Origin of the sequence: Paenibacillus sp. FSL K6-1230 (assembly GCF_038002385.1) — a bacterium.
In the GTDB taxonomy this organism is placed as follows: Bacteria; Bacillota; Bacilli; order Paenibacillales; family Paenibacillaceae; genus Paenibacillus; species Paenibacillus massiliensis.
Genome location: NZ_JBBOCK010000001.1, coordinates 5,156,210 through 5,177,753, shown reverse-complemented (window position 1 = coordinate 5,177,753; position 21,544 = coordinate 5,156,210). Strand labels below are relative to the sequence as shown.

Here is a 21,544-nt window from a genome sequence, read left to right as displayed (position 1 = left end):
AGTTACTCATCCCTCCCGATCGAGAAGATTATTGTCATGGTTACGCCAATGACGGTCAGATAGACACCCAGGTCAAATAATACGGCTGTAGCCAGCTCGGTCTTGCCAAGCAGCGGAAGCTCGAAATAGCCGAAGGCATGACTAAGAAATGCTGCTCCGAATCCGAAGGAGCCCATGCCCGTCAGCAGGGCCACTAGCAGACCGAGGCCAATCAAGCTGCGGAAATCAAACGGAAGGATGCGCTGCATTGTCTTCATCCCGAAGCCCATGGTAAGCAGGATCAGCGCAGCTGCAGACATCAGTGCCCCGATGAACCCTCCGCCAGGTGCATTATGACCCGCAAAGAACAGATATAGCGAGAAGGTCAAAATAATGAAAATGACGAACTTGGATACGGTTCTAAGAATGACATCATTGCTTTTGGCAAAATACATACCTGCGGAATTCTCCCTCTCTGGTCGAGTCACGGAGCTGAGTCCTTCCGATGGCTCCAGACGCACCAAAGCGTAGATAGCCAATGAGGCAATACCCAGCACTGTAATCTCCAGCAGCGTATCGAAGCCACGGAAGTCGACGAGGATGACATTGACTACATTTTTGCCTCCAGCGAGATTGTAGCTCTCCTGCAAATAATAACTGGCAATGCTATCGAACAACGGACGGCCACTTACACCCAGGGCAATGATCGTCATGACAGCGCCGACCCCGAGCGAGATGACCAGATTGGTCAGCTTGAAGGGAATTCGCAACTTTTCCCGGCGCAGCTTGGGTAAGTGATAGAAGCATAACAGGAACAATGTCACCGATACCGTCTCAATGATCATTTGCGTCAAGGCCAGGTCAGGTGCACGGAACAGGACAAAAAATAAGGTTACAATGTATCCAGCTGCTCCTGTCAAAATAATCGCCATGAGGCGTGTAGGGGCAAAAATCGTCATCACGGCTGCCAGTACAAGCACGATCATCACAATAGCCTCATAGAACGAGATGGGTGCGTAACCAGACAAATCGAAGGTTAGACCCGGCGTCCGTATTAACATGGTGCCTAGCGCCGCGATCAGGAACACAAAAATATACATAACATAGTGGCGGATAGACCCTGTCATATACCCCTTCGTGAAGCGATTGGAGAAGCGTTCCATGTGCACCAGCCCGTGATCATATGCATGGTTAATAGTCCAGGTATTAAATATAGGTTGATGTAATGGAGCCCATCGGCGTTGAAGACGGAAGACTATCACCCCTGCCAGTACAACACCCATCGTCATGAACAGCTCTGTCGTAAAGCCATGCCAGAACGAAATATGAATGGCAAAGCTCCCCCCCCCAGAAATTATCGCAGGGTGGACCGCAGCCATGACAGGCTCCAGGATGGCATAAGAGACCACATTCGGGAATAGCCCGATAATAATAGCCAGAGAGCCAAGGATAACAGGAGGAATGAGCATCCCGAGTGGAGCCTCATGGGGACTCTTGGGCAGCTGTTCGGTATGTCCCTGTCCGGTGAACGTCCGGAATACGAGAATCATACTGTACACGAACGTAAAGATGCTGGCGACCCAGGCCAAGATAGGTACGAGTATTCCCCACGTATGCAAGCTCCACAGATTCATATCCATAATCTGCAGTACACCCGCAAAGAACATTTCCTTGCTCAGGAAGCCGCCAAAGGGAGGCAGTCCTGCCATGGAGAAGGCTCCTACCACCGCAACTGTAAAGGTAACTGGCATCAGGGCCATAAGTCCGCCCAGCCTGCGAATATCCCGTGTCCCCGTCTCATGGTCCACATTGCCCACTACCATGAACAAGGCTCCCTTGAAGACGGCATGATTGATCAAATGGAAGAAAGCAGCTGCCGTAGCCTTGGTGTAGAAAATGGAATCCTCACCTGTGTAAAATGCTGCTGCCGAGCCGAGTCCGAGTAGACTCATGATCAGTCCAAGCTGGCTGATGGTCGAGAAAGCCAGTAAGGCTTTGAGATCCGTCTGCTTGATCGCCCGAAAGGATGCATAGATCAAGGTCATCAGGCCAAAGCCTGTGACAAGCCAGAACCACTCGCTCATGCCTGCGAATATGGGACTGAAGCGCGCTACCAGATAGATACCTGCCTTCACCATCGTAGCGGAGTGCAGATAGCTGCTGACGGGTGTTGGGGCTTCCATCGCATCAGGTAGCCAGATGTGAAACGGAAACTGCGCGGATTTGGTAAAGGCACCGAGCAGAAGGAGGAGCATGGCTGGAAGCATTAAGGTATGCCCGGACATCAGCTCTACCTGCGCCACCATGTCCCGAATGCTGAAGGTTCCCGTTATGACATACAGCAGAATAAAGCCGACGAACATGCATAAGCCGCCGAATACGGTAATGAGCATGGATTTTAGAGCGCCGTACAAGGAACGCTCACGCTTATGCCAGAAAGCAATCAACAGGAAGGAGGATACGCTCGTAAGCTCCCAAAACCCGTAGAGCACCATGACATTGTCAGATAGCACAACACCCAGCATAGCTCCCATGAACAACAGGAGAAATACATAGAAACGCTGTACAGCCTCTTTTGTCTTATCCATGTAATAGATGGAATAGAGCACCACGAGGGCGCCAATTCCACTAATCAACAGTGCGAACAGCAATCCCAGACCGTCAGCATAGACGTTGAAGTCGATGCCCAGCGAAGGGATCCATGATAATTCCGCTGAGCGTGGTTGCCCCTTTCGGATGCTTGGAATAAGCGTAAGAAAATAAATAAATAATGCGGATGGGAGAGGCAGTGCCAGCCACCCCGCATGAATTCGCTGCGTCCAAGGATGAATAATTGGAATGAGCACAGCGAGCAGAAAGGGTAATACGATGGCAAGATGCAGCAAAGACAAGTGTTCTCCTCCTTAATCGTCAATAGACCGAAGATGTGAGATCTGTAATACATCAAGATAAAGGCAATTCGCACATGGAATCGTCCTAATCTGATGGTGGAAATATAAGAAGTATGTCCTAAAAAACGCAAAAAGAGCCCGTATGTGACAGGCTCCTCCAGAAAAATGTCTCCCGCAATGATGGCTGCGAACAGACACACTATTATGCAATTAAGTTCCTCATTGACATCATGTGGTGGACATCGTACTTAATATAACCTGATATCAGGTCGTTGTCAAAAGATATTGCCAGCGGCATGAAATTGCAGAGCATGGGGAATGACTCTCTAGTGAAGGGAGGGAATGATGAGCGAATATCATTACAAATGTACACTATGTCTCAGTATGTTTGTTCTATTGCTGGTCATCGGCATGGGGCTGGACTCTTATGCTCGTCATGAGATGAGCCAAGCTCAGGCGTATGGTCAAACGGGTCAAAGAGCAAACTTGCATGCCAAGAGGATCAGTATATCTTCCTTGAATGGTGATACTTCAGGGGAGAGCGGGGTTATTTTTTTGCCTCGTGAATATGTCAAAGTGCTGCGGTAAGCTAGATCCCTCAATAAGGACTAACCTGCTGCCGCCACGAAACAACACAAGCAGCGAGATTCCACAGGTGGAACCTCGCTGCTTGTGTGATATAGGCCGGCCTATGTCATAGGATAGATCGGATCATGGTATGGGCTAAATGGTGATTACCGCTTTTTGAGCTGCTTACGCTCCATTTGCTCCCAGTGCTTGAGCAGCGGGTAGGGATCGAAGGACCATTCACTCAATCCGCTATCACGGTATATTCCATAATGCAGATGCGGCGGGAATTTGCCTTGCGTTCCTGGCTTGCCGTAGCCTGAGCTACCTACCCAACCGATGGTCTGCCCCGGGGTAACAAGATCTCCTGTGGATAGCTTCTTGTCAAAGCCGGATAGATGTGCGTAGTAGTGGTACCGGTTATCGATATCGCGAATGCCTATGCGCCACCCACCAAATGGATTCCAGCCCTTCACCTCTACGACCCCATGACAGGTGCTTCGAACAGGGACTCCGTATCGGGCAAAAAGGTCTGTCCCCTCATGGATTCGATTGCCTCCCCAGCTTCGTCCACTTCCCCAGGTGCTTCGATAAGAATAGTCGCTACTTAGCGGCAACGGGAACGCATGCTGATTAAGCTTAAGAGTGCCGTAGGTCTGATACAGCTTGGTGAATTGCCGAATGCGCTGGACTGAACGGGAATTGTGGTAATACTCCCACAGAGCAATATGAAATTTATCCTCGGCTTGGCCATAATTCGTCAGATAGGCTGCTACACTGAACAGTAGATCCATATCATCGTCCGGGTTAGCTTGTCCGTCTCCTGATCCGTCCCGACCAAATCCCTCAAAAAAAGCGATAGATGCTGGATTCTGATCCTCCTGATCCGGATTGAACTGACCAGACCAGACATGAGAGCTGACGAATATACCACTTACTCGTTCAGCATGCTGTCGATCCTTCGGATGCACCCTAGTTAACGTTCGCTCATACTGATCTATAGCAGCAAGGCGGTACCAAGGCACGCCTGTTTTTTTGCTGATCTGCTGATATAGCATGGTCCTAGAGCGAAAAATGTCTTCTTCGGTCTGCTGATGCAGACCTTTCGCTTGCTCTGCGGGAGCAGCCGCGACGTGAGAACTGCAGGCGTGCTGAACTATAGCCATGGCCAGAAGCAGCAGGCACCACCGGGCGGTACAGCGCAGCCTTATGCGAAGCAGCAAGGTGTAACCCCCTTCCGAAAATTATATACTCCGCTTCAATGGCAGATGGATTTGTTACCTCTCACCACGGAATAAAAAGTTGTGATTATCATGAACAATAGCCTGTCATTTTATCCCGCCTGCAGAAAACAAAGAATGGAGGTATTCCCACCGCTTTCATGTTATAATATGTGGCATGATATAACCTGACTAGAAAGAAGGTTCATGACATTGTCTAAAAAAGTGAAAGAACCTAAGCCTGACTGGATACGCATTAAGCTGACAACAGGTGAGAACTACCAGGAAATCAAAAACATGATGCGCTCCAAAACTCTTCATACCGTATGTGAGGAAGCACGTTGTCCGAATATCTATGAATGTTGGGCGAACCGTACAGCTACCTTCATGATTTTGGGGGACATTTGTACACGAGCTTGTCGTTTCTGTGCGGTTAATACTGGCATGCCTACGGAGCTGGATCTACAAGAGCCTGAGCGTGTAGCAGAATCGGCAGCGCAGATGAATCTGAAGCATTGTGTAGTAACGAGTGTAGCCCGTGACGATCTGAAGGATGGTGGCGCTATGATTTTTGCCGAGACCATCCATGCGATTCGCCGCAAATTGCCACTATGCACAGTCGAGGTGCTGATCCCAGACTTTATGGGAGATGAGGAATCGCTGCGTATCGTAATGGATGCGAAGCCAGACATCTTGAATCACAATATTGAGACCGTAGAACGAATGTCAGATACGGTGAGAGCAAAGGCCAAATATCGGCGCTCACTGGAGCTGCTAAGAAGGGCCAAAGCAATGCAGCCTACCATTCCGACGAAGTCGAGTATCATGCTTGGTGTAGGCGAAGAATGGGATGAGCTTCTGCAGACCATGGATGATCTGCGTGAGGTGGATTGCAACATCATGACGATCGGCCAATATCTACAGCCATCTGATAAGCATTTGTATGTCAAGAAATACTATCCTCCAGAGGATTTTCTTAAATTAAAAGAAGAGGGCTTAAAGCGGGGCTTCAGCCATGTCGAGTCTGGCCCGATGGTCCGTAGCTCCTATCATGCGCATGAGCAGGTTCAATCCGCCACGCAGCATCAGCAGCACAAGGCCATGAAAGCTTAACCCTTAGGAAGGGCGGGAAGAAGCTTTGTTTCAAGTGGGCGGAAAAGTATATGAAGTTGTGAAAGACTATAGAAACGGATGGAACCTGGAAATGTTCCGGGAGAGATACAGCGAGGTTCTGGACCGCTACGATTATATTATCGGTGATTGGGGCTATAATCAGCTTCGCCTGAAGGGACTGTTCCGTGATGGTCATCCCAAAGCACATAGGGATAGTACAATTGCGGTGGTCACAGATTATATTAACGAATATTGTAACTTCGGCTGTGCTTATTTTGTGTTGCGTCGTATCCATCAACCTCAGGGGCAGATTGATATTCCTATGGAGCCAGAGGACACAGCTGTCGAGCTGGGCAAGGAAGATGGCTCTCCCAAGGAAGATCGGACTGTAAGAGAGCAGCGCAACGAGAGTCAGGATTCGCGTAGTGAATCACGTAGCAGTAACGAATCACGTAACGAATTCCGAAATGAGTCTCGCGCAGAGTCGCGGAAGGAAGCGCGAAGTGAATCGCGCAATGATTCACGGGAAGCTCGCTCTGAAGCAAAGGAACGCAGAGAGTCGCGTGAAGCCCGTGAGCCTAGAGAGTCGCGCGATCGCAAAGAGATGCGTGAGCCTAAAGAGCCTCGCGAATCCAAGGATTCTCGTGAGCCAAGGGAGGCGCGCGAGTCTCGTGAGGTACGAGAGGGTCGTGATTCCAGAGAGTCGAAGGAACCACGTCGTAACCGTGAGGGACGTGACGGCCGTCGCAATCGTTCAGAGCGAGACAGGTCGGAGCAGCGTTCACCCAAGGCGGAGGCCAAGCAGGGAAGAGGAGACGTGCGTTCAGGACAGAAGGAACGTGTCCAGAGCAATAAAGAACGCCCTCAGCATAAGGAACGTAGAGATCAGGAGCAGACTCCTGTAGCAAGTGGAAATGAAGCCAAAAGCAGCTCCTGATATTCAGGAACTGCTTTTTTTTAATGGCACCTAGTGTATGAAGCTTTTTTACATAGAATCAGTTTAATTCAAGAAGGCATTGCGTACCCGGCTCCAGAATGGGAAGGGGCGGTATCTGGCAAAGCTGATTTTTTGATGAGCCACCTGACAGCGAACGGAGATCAGGTCATCAAGCGGAATATTAATATGATCAACAGTAAGCAGCAGGCGCTGCTCCTTACGTGAAAAAATATCACAATGATGATGCTTGGGAAGAATCAGAGGTGAGCCCAGAGTACGATATACCCGGTTATTAATGGAAGCAATCTCACTTAATTGAAGCGCTTCAATCGTCGGATGGATCATAGCTCCGCCCAGTGCTTTGTTGTATGCGGTACTTCCCGAGGGCGTGGATACACAAATACCGTCACCGCGGAACATTTCAAAAGTGAGATCATTAATGTCTACTTGGGCAACCACGGTCCCGTCTACACCCTTCAAGGTAAATTCATTAAGCGCAATATAGGAGGCACTTCCAGATTTCTTGTGAATTTGCAACTCAATGAGGGGGTATTTCACAATGCGTGGTCGCATGGCTTCCTCATTCTGAGCCTGACTCATCAATTCTACGAGCTGTTCCAACTCGTCCGCACGCCAGTCAGCGTAAAAGCCCAAATGCCCAGTATGCACACCAACGAAGGCTATATCAGGAATACGGTCGATAAAGGTATGAAAAGCGTGCAGCATCGTCCCGTCACCGCCAATGGATACGACGATCTCAGGGGATTCGGCATCAAGCTTGAAGCCCTTGGCTTTGGCAAGAAGGTGAAACTGCTGACTCAGATCAATGGAATGGCGATCCCCGCGATCCAGAACATAGTATCTCAAGATGAAAAGCTCCTTTGTCATTGGGTATACTACGATCATAATCAATTATCAGCAAGAACACAACGAATCCGCAGGAAACAACACGAAAAATGGACAAAGGTGTCAGGATGAGGATGGTCCTGGTGAGATCAGACTTCTGTACATATCTAGAAGCAAATTCGTCAGGGGTAGAATGCAGCCTGTATCAAAGCGATGGTCTTTGACGTAGGAAGCTGCGTATGAAGGCAACCACCAGAGCCAGCAACAGGATAACCATGAGTAAGGATAGGAATAACAGGAACTGTAATATAGAGAATGCACTTATGGTGATGTACCAATCGGTGGTGTGCAGCATACTTAGCTTGTAGAGTAGCGTTGGCAGTACTTGTGTAGAATCCTTCAGAGAGAGCCATACGGGAGTAAGTGCCTGAAGTGGTTGTACGACATTCCATAGTAGCAGTATAAGCAAGCTGGCAATAATGGCATGTGCACAACGTGCAATGAGAAAGGGCCAATACCGAATATTCGTATGATTCAATATACTTGCAATCTGGGCATGAACAGATAATCCTCCCCAAGATAGCACGAATGCTGCAGCCGCGGCCTTGAATACAAGCGGAGTTCCCTCCGTCTGGCCAGCCGCACGGGCACCAAGGGTGACTTCGAAGATTCCTCCGGTGATTGCATCGGTCAACAATACCGGGAAGCCCGCTGTTCTGAGCATTGTTGCCACGAAGCTATTCAATTGCGTCATCAGACCCGAGAGCATCAGACTCTGCAAAAAAACAGAGAAGAATACAACGAGCCCTCCTACGACCATAATAAGCTTGAGGGAAGAGATGATTGCCTGCCGCAGTAGGGTACCAACTGAACGTCCATCCTCTATTCGTGCTTGCTGCATGGCAAGCAGCGCCTGCTTCAGCAGGCTTGTCTTGTGAGCTGCAGTCGATGCTGGCTGCGAGGGATGCGAGACGGTATGAGATGCTCCGTGATAACGCATGAGTAGAGCTATGCACAATGCTCCGCCATAGTGACCAAGCATGAGAATGAGAGCCAGAGAAGGATCATGGAAGAAGCCGACACACACCGCTCCGATGAGAAAGATCGGGTCTGATGAGGTCGTAAAAGCAACGAGTCGTTCACCTTCCTCACGCGACACTTTGCCCTGCTCCCATAGCTGAGCTGTTAATTTGGCTCCTACAGGATAGCCAGAAGCGCAGCTAATCGCTGCGACGAAGCCCCCGCTTCCCGGGATGCGAAATAGAGGTCTCATAACGGGATCAAGCAATGATCCAGCGAAGTGAACGATGCCTAGGCCCAGCATGAGCTCAGACAGGACGAAGAACGGAAATAAGGAGGGAAAAAGTACATCCCACCAGATGGACAGGCCGCGTATCCCTGCTTCCAGCGCAGGCCCGGGATGAGCGGTTAATATCAACATCACCGCAAGCAGGGATAAGGAGAGGGGAATAAAGCCCCATGTTCTCAGGAATGACATGATTGCCTCCTCATGAACGTATTGCTGGAATGTATTATAAGCTTGGTTATCCTTATGATGACAAGTGGACAAAGAGTACCAAAAAAAACGAGAAAACCTTTTCATACAAGGGTGTACATTTGTAACGGGTATGTTAAAATAATGAGACCAACGATAAAACTCTTAAGGATGGAGTGATAATCATGAGTGTCGTTGCTGGTATTCTGGTCTGTGTCTTCGTGTATGTCATCCGTGCTTCTCTCGTCCATCCCGGTGAAGAGGACTGGCGAAGCTACTAGCATGTCTCCTTGAATAACATGTGTTAGTGAGCTGATTAAAATTTTTACAATTGTTGCAGGAAATTTAATGAAGTGTAACGGCGCTCACAGCGCCTTTTTTTATTATTAATGGTATAATGATTAGGTCTATCATTTCTGAATTATAGAAAGTGGGCGGGCATGTGAATCCTAACTTATCAATTTACGACAATCTTGGAGGAGCGCATGGAGTGCGTTCGTTAGTGGAGGCTTTTTATCCCAAAGTCCAGAAGAATCCCTTACTGGCTCCTTTGTTTCCGGAAGATATTACACCAGTCCTTGAGAAGCAGTATATGTTTTTGAGCCAGTTTTTCGGAGGGCCATCGCTGTATTCGGAAGCCGTCGGGCATCCGATGATGCGAGCACGTCATTTGCCGTTTGCTGTGACGGAAGAGCGAGCAGAGGCATGGCTGTCCTGTATGGCAGAGGCGCTTACAGAGGTTGGGGTTGAAGGTGAGCTTCACTCCTTTATCATCAAGCGGCTATCCGGACCAGCCTATCACTTCGTGAACACCCCTTAGCCCTGTGATGCTTTCCCAGAAAGGGTTGGAGCTATTTTGGAAATTGAACCGTTATTTAAGATCAAGGTAACCTGTCCCAATTGCGAGCATGAGTTTCAGACCTCTCGCGTACGTCCGAGCCTGAAGAAGGCGATCCGTACAGATTCTGATTTTTGCGGATATTACAAGAATGAGAATCCTGATTTCTATGTTATCCGGATCTGTCCGGAATGTGGGTTCGCCACAACGGAGAATTCAGAGACGAACCTTCGTGATCATCAGAAGAAGGCATTCATGGACAAGATCGGTACCCGCTGGACGAAGCGGGATTATGGTGGAGCCCGTACCTGGGAGGTTGCTCTTGAGACGTACAAGCTGGGTCTCCTGTGTGCTCAGACCGTAAAGGAAAAGGAACGTGTCGTGTCCAGCTTACTTCATCACATAGCATGGCTCTACAGGTATAAAGGATTGCAGGAGGAGGAGACTCGCTTCCTGGGGTTCTGTCTTGAATCCTACATCCGGGTCTATGAGCTGGAGGGTGTCGGGGCTAACAATGCCAAGCTGCTGTACCTGATTGGTGAATTGAATCGGCGAGTAGGTAACTTTCGTGAGGCCGTTCGCTGGTTCTCGCGGGTCATTAACGACAAGAGTATTGTGGATGCGGCCATGATTCGAGCATCTCGTGAACAGTGGGGCGTATTGCGTGAGCAAATGCTGGCTAGTAATGAACAGCTGCCTACCGAGATGGAGCAGGCCTAAATAGGTTATACATCAAGAGCTAGCTTGAGTACGGGAGTACTCAGGCTAGCTCTTGATGTATTTATGGACTTAATCGGACATGAATTACTTCCGTGTACTAATCATAGGCAGCTTATTACGACAGTTACTACCTTGTGTCGATTGCTAACGAAGTGCTATGTCAGCCAGCAGATAATCATCATCACAATCCAGCAAGGTAATCCGGTTGTGGCAGCAGGGGAAGACCAGCAGCTTCTTCTGACCGTCATGAATGGCGGATAGTTGCTTAGGCTTAAGTGGGAGGAGCACATGCTCCTGACTGCAGAAGGGGCATTGCTCTACATAAATATCACCCATAATGATCTCATAAGGCCAGGTATGGCTAAAAGGAATCATGACTCAGAAGCCTCACCATTATGTTTTTGGGCTTCTTCTTTGGCCAGCTCGGCCAGCTTTTGCATTAAAATATGCTGCGGCATATGCATCAGCTGTTCCAATGGAACGTTCAGCTTCTCAGACAGCTTGATGGCTGTGTCTGGAGAAATTTGTAAAGGTCTCATCGAAAGATGCTCCTCTCCTGCAATATATTCTTACCCGCAATGGGTGTCTTCATTGATCAAGTCTCCTCAAGCTGGTACCCACAATTTCAGTTACGTCCTCCATTTATGAGCGGCTTGTCGTAATCCAATATAGCATGTTGCCGAGGTTCTGCCAAATTAGGGCTCGAAAACATTACTCTAAGCCACTCCCTTTTCTTTAGATAATAGAATCTATAAGTTTTCAGCGGAGCTGAACAATTCAATTATCGCAAGAACACTTCAATTAAACGCGGTCTGTCTTCTGTGAAAGTACGTCGATTTTCTTACAAAAGACTTGGCTAAAACTATTGACCTAGAAAATGTTTCTAATTTAGTATAGATAGAATAGGCTCAATTTCCCAATTGAAATCTATTTTTGAAAATTAGGAGAATAGAAAATGAATTGGGTTAATATGAGAATTTATACATATTGCTGGATGGACGGCGAGAGGAGATCACTAACGAATGAGAAGGAAAGCCATAGCTGGATGGATTCGCGTTGTTGTTGTCATGGTCGTGTTACTGGGAGGAGCGGCGCCAGAGCTCTCTGCGCAGCAATATGAGTATGACAGTCTGAACCGACTGATTAGCGTAGAGCAGGAAAAGAAGAGTGTCCACTATACATATGATGCAGGGGGGAATCTCCTCACAGTCAAGGCCACTCTTAGGGATGCAGGTGCTGCTCCCGTGAAGGGGCAGCTGGCCGAGGGCTGGAAGTCTTTTGCGACTCGTGGAGTGGAAGCCAGCTTCAGCACCGTCACGGAAGACGCATATATGGCATCCTCAGGGGGAACGAGCACTGTAACGGGTGATGTATACACGGTAACAGACGACGTGTACCAGCAGCCTGTACCAGAGGGCCAGGAGCGTGTCATTCAATATATAGACGTAAGCTCTCCGCAGATCGGAGGCGCGAATATGTATCGCGATATGGCAGTGACAGCAGGAGAGAGCTATACCGTCAGAGGACAAGCGAAGGTCATGCAATTGGACAAGGCGGCTGTGAAGGTAGTAGTGAACTATTACGATGCTGCAGGCAAGCTTCTCAGCTATCAGCATGTAGCGATCTACCAACAGACCAACGCAGACTGGGAGACCTTCCAGGCGGGACTATCCGTACCAGCAGGTGCAGTGAAGGCTAGAGTTCATTTGCAGATTACCGTGCTGCAGCCTCAAGGCTCAGGTCAAGCGGGCTTTGTAGGGATGTCCTTTGCGCCAGCCACTAGACTGTAGGGCGGGGGAGCATAATGATGAGGCAAAGATGGACACGGATACTACTGACGGTTGTATTTGCAGTCATTTTGGCTGGCGGTATGCGAGTATTCACTGCGAATGCCCTTGAGGCAACGGAATTTACATTGCCACCAGGGGGGAATGTGCAGATTACCACTGCATTTGATTCCGGGCAGGTCACTGTATATCACAAAGGCACAGCACCTTCCTTCGATTACGTTAAATTAAACAAGAATGGAACCCTGTCTACAAGTGCGCAATATGATCGCAATTTTAATGCGGTCATATTAGCAGGTCAGCAGATTAATCTCACAAATACGTCTAATTATAATCTGGAACTGACGACAAGCAGCAAGACGAAAAAGCTGAAGTTCGTGACTACAAGTATACCGACGTTCGAGAAGCGTATGCTGCCGCCTGGAACGAGTGTAGCGGTAACCAATTTGACGAGCGCGGCAGAATCATTTCTGATTAGTGGTCTTAATGATAATGTCAAATTTAACGATAGTGGGGTACTAACGACCTTCCAGCGTGACGACAAGGGGGGAAGAACCCAACTGGCTTCTGGTAACCGTATGGTGGTGACGAATCGGGATACGCAGACGATTGAAGTCAGTGGAGCCAATGGGGTGTTCTCCTTCTACAATTCGGGACCTGCATCGTTCCGGGAGCGTATTGGGGTAGGGCAGACACTCGAAGCGATCAATACGGAAAATAAAACCTTCTATGTCTATTACGAGAGCGCAGGGACACGCTCCTATGAATATGTCGTCTACAATGAGGACGGCTCTGTAAGCTCGTCTGGTACGGACAAGAAGGTTTCGGATGCGATCGCCAAAGGCAAGAGACTTGTCGTAACGAATCGTGGAACAGGTTGGCTAGAGGTAATCGGAGCTTATGATGCTTTTACCGTTACTAACGAAAATGATCCATCCATGTTCCGGCAAATCCTGAATAATGGAGAGAGCTATAAATTCACCAATACACAGGCCAGAAGTCTCAACCTCAATATTCGAGGGAAATACGACATGGTTAAATATGAGGCTAATGGAAAAGAGGTTCACATTGCTGCAGATGCAGTAAGTGATAGCAGTATTGGCTATACGGTGTACTCTGGTCAGTATGTAGTCGTAACGAACCGTAATTCTAGCCCTGTAATCGTAAGTGGAGCAAGGGATGCCTATCGGGTGGATAGGAGTGCATATCCTGCGCTAATCCGGCGTGTAGTGCCTGTCGGGGGCAGCTTCGTAGCCTTGAATCAGACACAGTATGTCGGTTCAATTTTAATAAATGGTACCTATGACTATGCGCGATATGATGAAAATGGGATCAAATCCTATACGCCATCGAATTATGTGAGTCGAATGGAGATTCTGGGCGGCGAACGTGTAGCTTTCACGAATACAGACACGGAGAGCAAGACGATTGCAGCTCCATACGAGATGTTCCGTTATCTGGATCGTTACAATCCGGTTACGATGAATCGTTCGCTGCAACCAGGAGATACGCTGAAGCTGGACAATATATCGGCTCGTTCCTTCTCAGTCGATGTGAGTGGACAGCATCATTATGTAACGTATACGGAGGGGAACAGAGTCAGCCACTATGGCAACCCGATTGAGCGGGAGACTCACTCTGTGACAGCCAGTGAATGGCATATCGTAACGAACAGCGGCTTGTCTGTGATGACGGTCAAGGCTCCATTTGATGCCTTCAGTGTCAATGCACGCCTGACACCTGCGCTATTTAAAGGCTATGTGAATTATGGAGAGAGCCTGAAGTTCAAGAGTGGCAGCAGTGCGGTATTCAATGTCGATCTGAACGGTACTTACGATCAGGCAAGCTATCGTCAAGACAATGGTCTGCGATCCATGGACCGCAAGACAACGAGCAGACTGCCACTATACCCTAATGAGCGGGCAACCGTGACGAACTCGGGTAACACGCAATTAGTCCTTCTGGCTCCGTATGATGTCATTAACGCGGAGGTAAGTCAGACGCCTGCTTTGGCTATCCGCCATTTGCTGGCAGACAAGAGTGTAGAGTTCGTGAATAGAACAGCACAGTCCGAAATGATACGGATGACCGGGATTCATGATCTGATGGATTATACGGCGGATGGAAGTCCATTCTCTTATAATCGTGGACGCGTCACCGGGTACAATACCGTATCTGCTGGACAGCGTGTAGCGATCATGAACCGAGATATTCAACCGATTGATGTATATGGTGCTTATGAGATTTTTGAATTAAAAGATCGTGCGAACCCGGTTACGTTCAGTCGAACGCTTCAAGTTGGGCAGAGTGCAGATTTCCGTAACCATACGGGACGACCTTTCAGCATCTATCCTACGGGTACGTATGATTTTGCCAAATACGGTGCGAATCGAGATGTTGAGGATGTAGGGCTGCAGGAGACCCTGGCTTCGAGATTGATCAGCAGTCAGTCTCGAATAGCTCTTACAAATACAGCAGGAAGTTCCATGCTTGTAGAAGGTCCATATGATGCATTCGCTATAAGCGGCAGGCAGCACCCAGCCGTGTTCAAGTGGATTTTGGGGCCACGGAAAAGTATGGAGGCCACCTATACCGGACCAGGGCAAGGTAAGGTATATGCGACTGGCACATTTGATCATGCCATGTTCGTAGACGGAGCATTGGATCTCTACTCCAGAAACGATACGCTTCCAAAGCTTGTGCACAAGGGCGAAAGAATCGCCATGATGAATACTGCCGAGCAGCAGTCAATGACCGTATATGGCGGTTATGACGTATTTGAGACGAATTCGCGTGCCAATCCGGTAACGTTCCGTCATACGCTCGGAGCAGGAGAGCATGTGGATATTTTGAATAAGCATGCTAGCAAAGTTTTCTACACGTATTTCACAGGTGTCTACGATATGGTGTTGCGCAATGCAGATGGTGAAATGTCCAGTCTGGATTACGCGACGCAATCAGGTACCAAGATCATTAGAAATGGTCAACGCATCGCTGTATCCAATTCCAGCGGAGCAACGGTCACCATCGAAGGCTCGTATGATGCGTTCCAGATCCAGAAGCGGACAGTACCAGCTTTGGCCAAGATCCAGCTTCAGCCGGAGCGGAGCGCTACCGTGACGAGTATCGGCACAGCGGACTCAGTCCTTCGTGCTACAGGGTTGTATGACGAAGCTGAATATGACAGTTCGGGGATGCTTGTCAGATACGCAATTAAGCAGACGACAGGACATACCTTCAAGCCAGACAAGAAGCTGGCTGTACAGAATACAGATGAGAAGAGCATTGTATTCTACGGTGCCTATGAGGACTTCAGAATCGAGTCCAGAGAGCAGCCCGTAACTTTCGAGCAGGCGCTGTCGCCTAGCCGAATTATGGAATTAACCAGGAAACCATCCAAAGGACAACTAAGCCTGAAGTTGAGCGGATTGTACCATTTTGCTGAATATAAGGATGATGGCTCAGTCCATGGTTTTGGAGCAGAGGAGTCCGCAGGAACGCAGGTCACTCAGGAAGGGAACCGTATTGTGATGCAGGCCGCGAACAGCAGCCCGTTGACCGTGCGTGGACCTTATGATGGCTTCGAGATCAGAAATATCGCTATACCGCCTGTAACCATCAAGACTCTGCAGACGGGGGAAAGCTTCTCGATTATCAATGTATCTCCGGATACATTCAGTGCGAAGGTCAAAGGGAAGCATCATGTGCGGACCTATCATGCCACAGGAGAATTGGCTTCATCGTTCGATAATACGGATTATACTTTCAAGTCAATGAAGGCAGGTCAGAGAATCGTCATCATCAATCCAGGTGTGGAGCCAGTCATTGTCACTGCACCGACGGAGGCCATTCTTGTGAGCCAGGGCGAAGAGCTGGCTGTGAAGCGTCTTGGACTGGATGAGACCGTCAAAGTTGCCAATACATCGGCAGCTCCAGCCCGACTGGCACTGACCGGAACGTATGATATTGTCATGTACAACGCGGCTAACCAGCCTGTGAGCTATACCCGTGGGACAGGAGGAGCTTCTCAGTCCATTCCGGCCAGTCACTATGCGATTGTGACCGGGAAGCAGGCAAGCCCGACTATTATTCAGGGCAACGCAGGAGTGCTGGCATTCACCAGCCGCAATGAGCCTGCGCTCAAGATCATCACAGCGAATGCCGAGAGTAGCTACGATATCAAGAACCAAGGCAACGTATCGCTGAAGTTGTCCGCGACAGGCACGGCAGACTGGGTGAGACTTGATGCCGCAGCGAATGTGACGGATTACAAGGCAGCCGATGCAGGGAGCTCGTACAGCCTGAATGCAGGTGAGACATTACGGGTGAGTGCTGCGAACAATGCTTCCCTAGAGCTGTGGGGGCCATATGATGTCCTTCAGGTGGAGAGCATTCAGCATCCGGCCCTGACCAAAGCGACACTTCAGCCGGATGGGGCTTTGAAGATCACGAACGTGACAGATAAGAACCATACCTTGAAGGCAGAAGGCGCTTTTGCCTACCGAATAGGCAAGGGAGAGGAGCAGTCAGGACGGAGTCCACTTACTGTATCCTCCGGTGCTCAAATTCTGGTGCGCAGCATGGAAGCTGCACCTTATCTGATGTATAGCCCGTATGGCTTGCTCCGCTATGAGGATGGCACAGTCGAGCTGGAGGAAGTGATATCTGGCGAGGCTGCGGCCGAGCAGATTAGCAAGCTGGACCCAAGCCAATACGATCCAGCTACGCTATATGCCGATCCTGTAGATACAGCGACTGGGGCACAAATCATCAATCGCACATTACTGAGCGCGAACGGCGCTGTACCGGTACCGTTCCAGGCGCAATATTACTCGCTACTGGGTGGAGATGGAGCACTCGGCAAAGGCTGGAGCCATAATTATGAGCTGAAGGTGCAGCCAGCCGCCGACGGTAAATCTGTCGAGGTATTCTGGAATGCTTTCCGCAGGAATACGTTCGTTCTAGGTGCAGATGGCACATATACCTCGCAGGACCCATCGGTCCGGCATGATGTACTGAGCCGGCAAGCTGATGGTACCTTCACGCTGGTGCGTAATCAGGGTACGACGCTGCGCTTCGCTGCAGATGGCTTGCCAATGTCAATTGAGGACCGCGGAGGAATGAAGCTGCAGCTCAATTATTCGGCGACACGTCAGCTCATCTCCGTGACAGAGCCAGTGACAGGTTTGGGACTGACCTTCGCCTATAATTCGGCAGGTGACATCGTCACTGTAGCGGACAATGTTGGAAGACAGGTAGGCTTTGCGTATGATCGTAGTGGGCGGCTGAATAGTATAACGGATGCTGCTGGAAGAGAGACGACCTATACGTATAATGCCGATCACCGTATTGATACGGCGGTTAGTGAGGGTGCCCAGCTCTTCACGAACATCTATGATGATAAAGGGCGGATTGTAACCCAAAGCGATGCTGAAGGAGCTACGACGACATTTGCCTATGAAGAGAAAGACAAGCAACTGATCACCACAATCACGGATCGGAACGGACGTCAGCAGCAGCGTACACATAGTGCGAAATATGAGCTGTTGCAGGTCATGGATGCATTAGGACGGACGACCTCTTATGCCTATGATGACCGAGGCAACCGTACAAGTGTGACCAATACACGGGGTCAGACGGTAACTTATACGTATGATGCCAAAGACAACCTGAAGAGTGCCGTGGATCATACGGGACAGACGATCACACTATCCTATGATGAACGGGATAACCTCAAGACCGTTACGGGTCCTGACGGCAAACAGGTGAAATATACGTATGATGGACAGGATCGCTTGTTGTCCGTGACAGATAGCGAGAATCGTACAACGGCCTACGTTTATGACACGAAAGGCTTCCTGCAATCGGCAACGGATGCGCTGGGGAACAAGACGGCTTACGCTTATACCGGTGGCCGATTGACCAAGCTCACGACGGCTGTCGGCGAGGAGCTGACGTTCCTGTACGATGAAGCTGGCCGCATGAGTGGTATGAGGGACGAGGAAGGCAATGAGACCGCATCGGTCTATAACGCAGCCGATGAGCTGTTGTCGTATACAGATCCGTTGGGTCACACGTATCGCTTCGCTTACGATAACCAAGGCTTCCTGAGCCAGGAGACGGATGGGCGAGGACAGAAGACACAGTATACCTATGACGGCAACGGCAATCTGCTCCAGATGACAGATGCGGCTGGAGGAATAACTGCCTTCGCCTACGATCGTGAAGGACGAATGGTATCAGCGACGGATGCGCTGGGCAATAAGAGTACTTTTGCCTATGATGCTGTAGGGAATGTCATTAGCGAGACCAACCCGCTGGGTGAGAAGGTCCGTTATGTCTATGATGATCTGAACCGTGTAACCGAGGCATACGATGCTTTGAATCAACGGGCCTATGCGGTCACCTATGATGCGATAGGCAATCCGGTAGCGACTAAGGACGCGCTGGGTCAGACCTATACGAGTCAATATGACAAGCTGAGCCGTCTAACAGGCAGCATTGATCCGCTCAGCAGAAAGACGATCTTCACCTATGACGATCTGAATCGACTGACGTCAGTGCAGGACCCGATGGAGGGCGTGGCTCGTCAGAGCTTCGATGCGCTGAATCGACTGACACAGGTGACAGACCCGAATCAGAATACGGCTAGCTACACGTATGATGCCGTAGGACGCGTTACTCGTGAGACGGATGCAGCAGGTGGCGTGCACACATACAAGTACAATGCCATCGGGCTGCTCGCTCAAGAGACCAATAAACGCGGTCAGAACGTAGACTATGCCTACGATGCTGCTGGTCAGTTGACGAAGTTCACCGATCCAGATGGCAGCGTAGCCTACAGCTATGATGCCAATGGCAATGTCACGGCTGTGACCGATCAGGATGGACAGACGATTCGTCGTCAATATGATGCCTTGAATCGAGTGAAGCAATATACCGATGAGCATGGCAATACCATGAAGTACACCTATGATGCTGTAGGACAATTGACAGCCTTGACGTATCCAGATGGCAAGCAAGTCAGCTATACGTATGACGCTGCAGGCCGAATGAGGACTGTAACCGACTGGGCAGGTCGCAAGACAACCTATACGTATAACGCGAATGGACAGGTCATCTCGACCCAGCGTCCAGATGGCAGCGAGGAGACACGCACGTATGATGCGAACGGGCAGCTGCTGAGCTCGGCGAATCGCGGAGCAGATGGAAATCTGCTGACGAGCTATGCGTTCAGCTATGATGCGGCAGGAAATGTCGTCTCCGAGACCGGTGGCGTACAGGGCACAGCACCGTCTGAAGTGACCTTCGACGTGTATGGCCCGGGATTGTCGCCTGCATCGGAAGAGGAATTGGGGCTGGAGCAGAACGGAATGGAGCCGACCTCTGTCACCGCAGACGTGTACCCGCTGGAAATGACATATACGGCGGACAATCGTCTAGCAACGGTAAATGGCGAACCGGTCATTTATGACGCCGACGGCAACATGACGACAGGACCGCTGCAAGGGAATATGCAGTCCTACGTATATGATTCACGTAATCGTCTGCAGTCTGCGGGTGGCGTAAGCTACGGCTATAACGCGGAGAATATGCGGGTCTCCGTCACAACAGATGGCAACACGATTCGTTATGTGATCAACCCGAATGCAGCCTTGTCTCAGGTGCTGATGGAGACCGATGCGGACGGGAATCCGCTAGCCTACTATGTCTATGGCTTGGGCTTGCTCGGTCGTGAGGATGCTAGTGGTGAATACCTGAGTTATCACTATGATCGTCGCGGCAGTACGGTGGCACTGACCGCACTGGACGGTACGATTACAGATACGTATGAATACGGTCCATATGGAGAGCAGATCGGACATGAAGGCGCAACGGAGCAGCCGTTCCGCTATAATGGACGTGACGGAGTTATGACCGATGCGAATGGTCTGTACCATATGCGCGCCCGGTACTACAGTCCAGATATCAAGCGATTCATTAACCGGGATGTCGTGACAGGTACGATCTCAGATACACGGACATTGAACCGCTATGCGTACGTGAATGGGAACCCGATCTCGTATATCGACCCGTTCGGCTTGAGTCGTGATGGCGATTCCCTGATGTTGCGCGGCGGCGACGTGCTGCTGGATCTCGTGCCAGGAGTAGGCGCGCTGAAGGGCTTCCAGCAAGCCTTCACGGGCGTGAACCTGGTGACAGGTGAGAAGCTGTCTGTGGGACAACGCTGGATGGAAGGGATTGGATCGACCATTGGTCTGATTCCGATTCCAGGCTCGAAGGCGATCGGGAAGTATGGCGTGGAAGGCGCCGTGGCCTTGGGCAAGAAGGCTAAGGGATGGTTTGGTAAAGGGAAGGTCTCTAAAGTAATTACAGAGTGCAACTGCTTCTCCGCAGGAACCAAGGTGCTTACCGATGATGGTGAAAAACCAATCGAGGATATCCAGGTAGGAGACAAGGTACTTGCGAAGTCTGACGAAACCGGAGAAGTGGCGTATAAAGAGGTTGTAGGTCTGTTCCAAAAACAGGCTGATGAGATCTACTATGTCCACATCGGGGATGAGATCATTGAGGTCACGGGTGAGCATCCGTTTTGGTTGGATGGTAGGGGATGGACCTATGTCAAAGACCTAAAAGTTGGCGATCTGCTTCTTTCGAGTGACGGCACCAAGCTGGCGATTGATAAGATTGAGAAAGAGTCACGAGAAGCGACCGTTTACAACTTTGAGGTAGAGGATTATCATTCGTACTTTGTATCTAACCTTGGGATTTGGGTGCATAATTGTGATATTAATCCTAAATTGTTGTCTGGTCCTAAGGGGACGGCTAAAGACAAATTCCCTAGTAATCCAGATGAACTAATGCCTGAACTACCGAGAGAAGTAAAAGGGAGTAAAACTTACATTTATCCTAATGAAAATACAAGAATAAGAATTGAACAACACAAACTAGAAGCAGGAGAAACTTATAATTCAAGACATCATGGGCTACATTATCATATTGAGTTAAAGACGAATCCAGATAAAAATTGGGGATGGCATAATAGAAAGAATTTACAAGAATATGTTAAACCAGAAGACTATACTCCAAATGCAGGAACGGGTTTTATCCCAGGGGAATATTTTCCTGGTTGGAAAAAGTAGAAGAGAGG

The 21,544-nt window shown here is 49.5% G+C and carries 13 protein-coding genes; 7 read left to right on the top strand and 6 right to left on the bottom strand.

Annotated elements, in window-relative coordinates; all coding sequences use genetic code 11:
• Positions 1-2 precede the first annotated feature (2 nt).
• The gene (locus MKX74_RS22875) at positions 3-2,870 is read right to left on the bottom strand and encodes a Na+/H+ antiporter subunit A (protein WP_341179946.1); all 2,868 of its coding nucleotides are present in this window, start codon (positions 2,868-2,870) and stop codon (positions 3-5) included.
• Positions 2,871-3,215: 345 nt separating this feature from the next.
• Here MKX74_RS22875 and MKX74_RS22870 point away from each other — a divergent pair, with 345 nt between their 5' ends.
• Positions 3,216-3,458, top strand: a complete 243-nt coding sequence (locus MKX74_RS22870; RefSeq protein ID WP_018885654.1) for a hypothetical protein — start codon at positions 3,216-3,218, stop codon at positions 3,456-3,458.
• 146 nt (positions 3,459-3,604) lie between these two features.
• Here the strand turns inward: MKX74_RS22870 and MKX74_RS22865 are convergent, their stop codons facing one another.
• Entirely contained in the window at positions 3,605-4,660 is a 1,056-nt protein-coding gene (locus tag MKX74_RS22865) for a M23 family metallopeptidase (protein WP_341179945.1), read from the bottom strand.
• A 210-nt stretch (positions 4,661-4,870) separates the two neighbouring features.
• On the opposite strand from MKX74_RS22865, the gene lipA reads away from it, so the two are divergent.
• Both lipA and MKX74_RS22855 read left to right on the top strand, forming a co-directional pair.
• Positions 4,871-5,770 (top strand): lipoyl synthase, encoded by a 900-nt coding sequence (gene lipA, locus MKX74_RS22860; RefSeq protein WP_341180643.1) that lies wholly within the window; start codon positions 4,871-4,873, stop codon positions 5,768-5,770.
• Positions 5,771-5,804: 34 nt separating this feature from the next.
• A complete protein-coding gene (locus tag MKX74_RS22855) occupies positions 5,805-6,707 on the top strand; it encodes a YutD-like domain-containing protein (RefSeq protein ID WP_341179944.1) in 903 nt (300 codons plus the stop codon).
• 63 nt (positions 6,708-6,770) lie between these two features.
• Here the strand turns inward: MKX74_RS22855 and MKX74_RS22850 are convergent, their stop codons facing one another.
• Positions 6,771-7,574, bottom strand: a complete 804-nt coding sequence (locus MKX74_RS22850; protein ID WP_018885650.1) for an NAD kinase — start codon at positions 7,572-7,574, stop codon at positions 6,771-6,773.
• 184 nt (positions 7,575-7,758) lie between these two features.
• Positions 7,759-9,051, bottom strand: coding sequence for a nucleoside recognition domain-containing protein (locus tag MKX74_RS22845; RefSeq protein WP_341179943.1), 1,293 nt, complete (start codon positions 9,049-9,051; stop codon positions 7,759-7,761).
• Between the two features lie 439 nt (positions 9,052-9,490).
• Between MKX74_RS22845 and MKX74_RS22840 the strand changes: the two genes are divergently transcribed.
• A complete protein-coding gene (locus MKX74_RS22840; protein WP_025680219.1) occupies positions 9,491-9,868 on the top strand; it encodes a globin domain-containing protein in 378 nt (125 codons plus the stop codon).
• Positions 9,869-9,904: 36 nt separating this feature from the next.
• A complete protein-coding gene (locus tag MKX74_RS22835; protein ID WP_018885646.1) occupies positions 9,905-10,606 on the top strand; it encodes a DUF2225 domain-containing protein in 702 nt (233 codons plus the stop codon).
• Positions 10,607-10,750: 144 nt separating this feature from the next.
• On the opposite strand, the gene MKX74_RS22830 is transcribed toward MKX74_RS22835, so the two are convergent.
• Both MKX74_RS22830 and MKX74_RS22825 read right to left on the bottom strand, forming a co-directional pair.
• Positions 10,751-10,981: a hypothetical protein gene (locus MKX74_RS22830; protein WP_341179942.1), complete on the bottom strand. Its 231-nt coding sequence runs from the start codon at positions 10,979-10,981 to the stop codon at positions 10,751-10,753.
• On the bottom strand, positions 10,978-11,145 hold the full coding sequence (locus tag MKX74_RS22825) for a YycC family protein (protein WP_341179941.1): 168 nt from the start codon (positions 11,143-11,145) through the stop codon (positions 10,978-10,980). The genes MKX74_RS22830 and MKX74_RS22825 overlap by 4 nt, the downstream gene beginning before the upstream one ends.
• 483 nt (positions 11,146-11,628) lie before the next feature.
• On the opposite strand from MKX74_RS22825, the gene MKX74_RS22820 reads away from it, so the two are divergent.
• Positions 11,629-12,396, top strand: a complete 768-nt coding sequence (locus tag MKX74_RS22820) for a hypothetical protein (RefSeq protein ID WP_341179940.1) — start codon at positions 11,629-11,631, stop codon at positions 12,394-12,396.
• Between the two features lie 14 nt (positions 12,397-12,410).
• Entirely contained in the window at positions 12,411-21,536 is a 9,126-nt protein-coding gene (locus MKX74_RS22815; RefSeq protein ID WP_341179939.1) for a polymorphic toxin-type HINT domain-containing protein, read from the top strand.
• Positions 21,537-21,544: the final 8 nt, after the last annotated feature.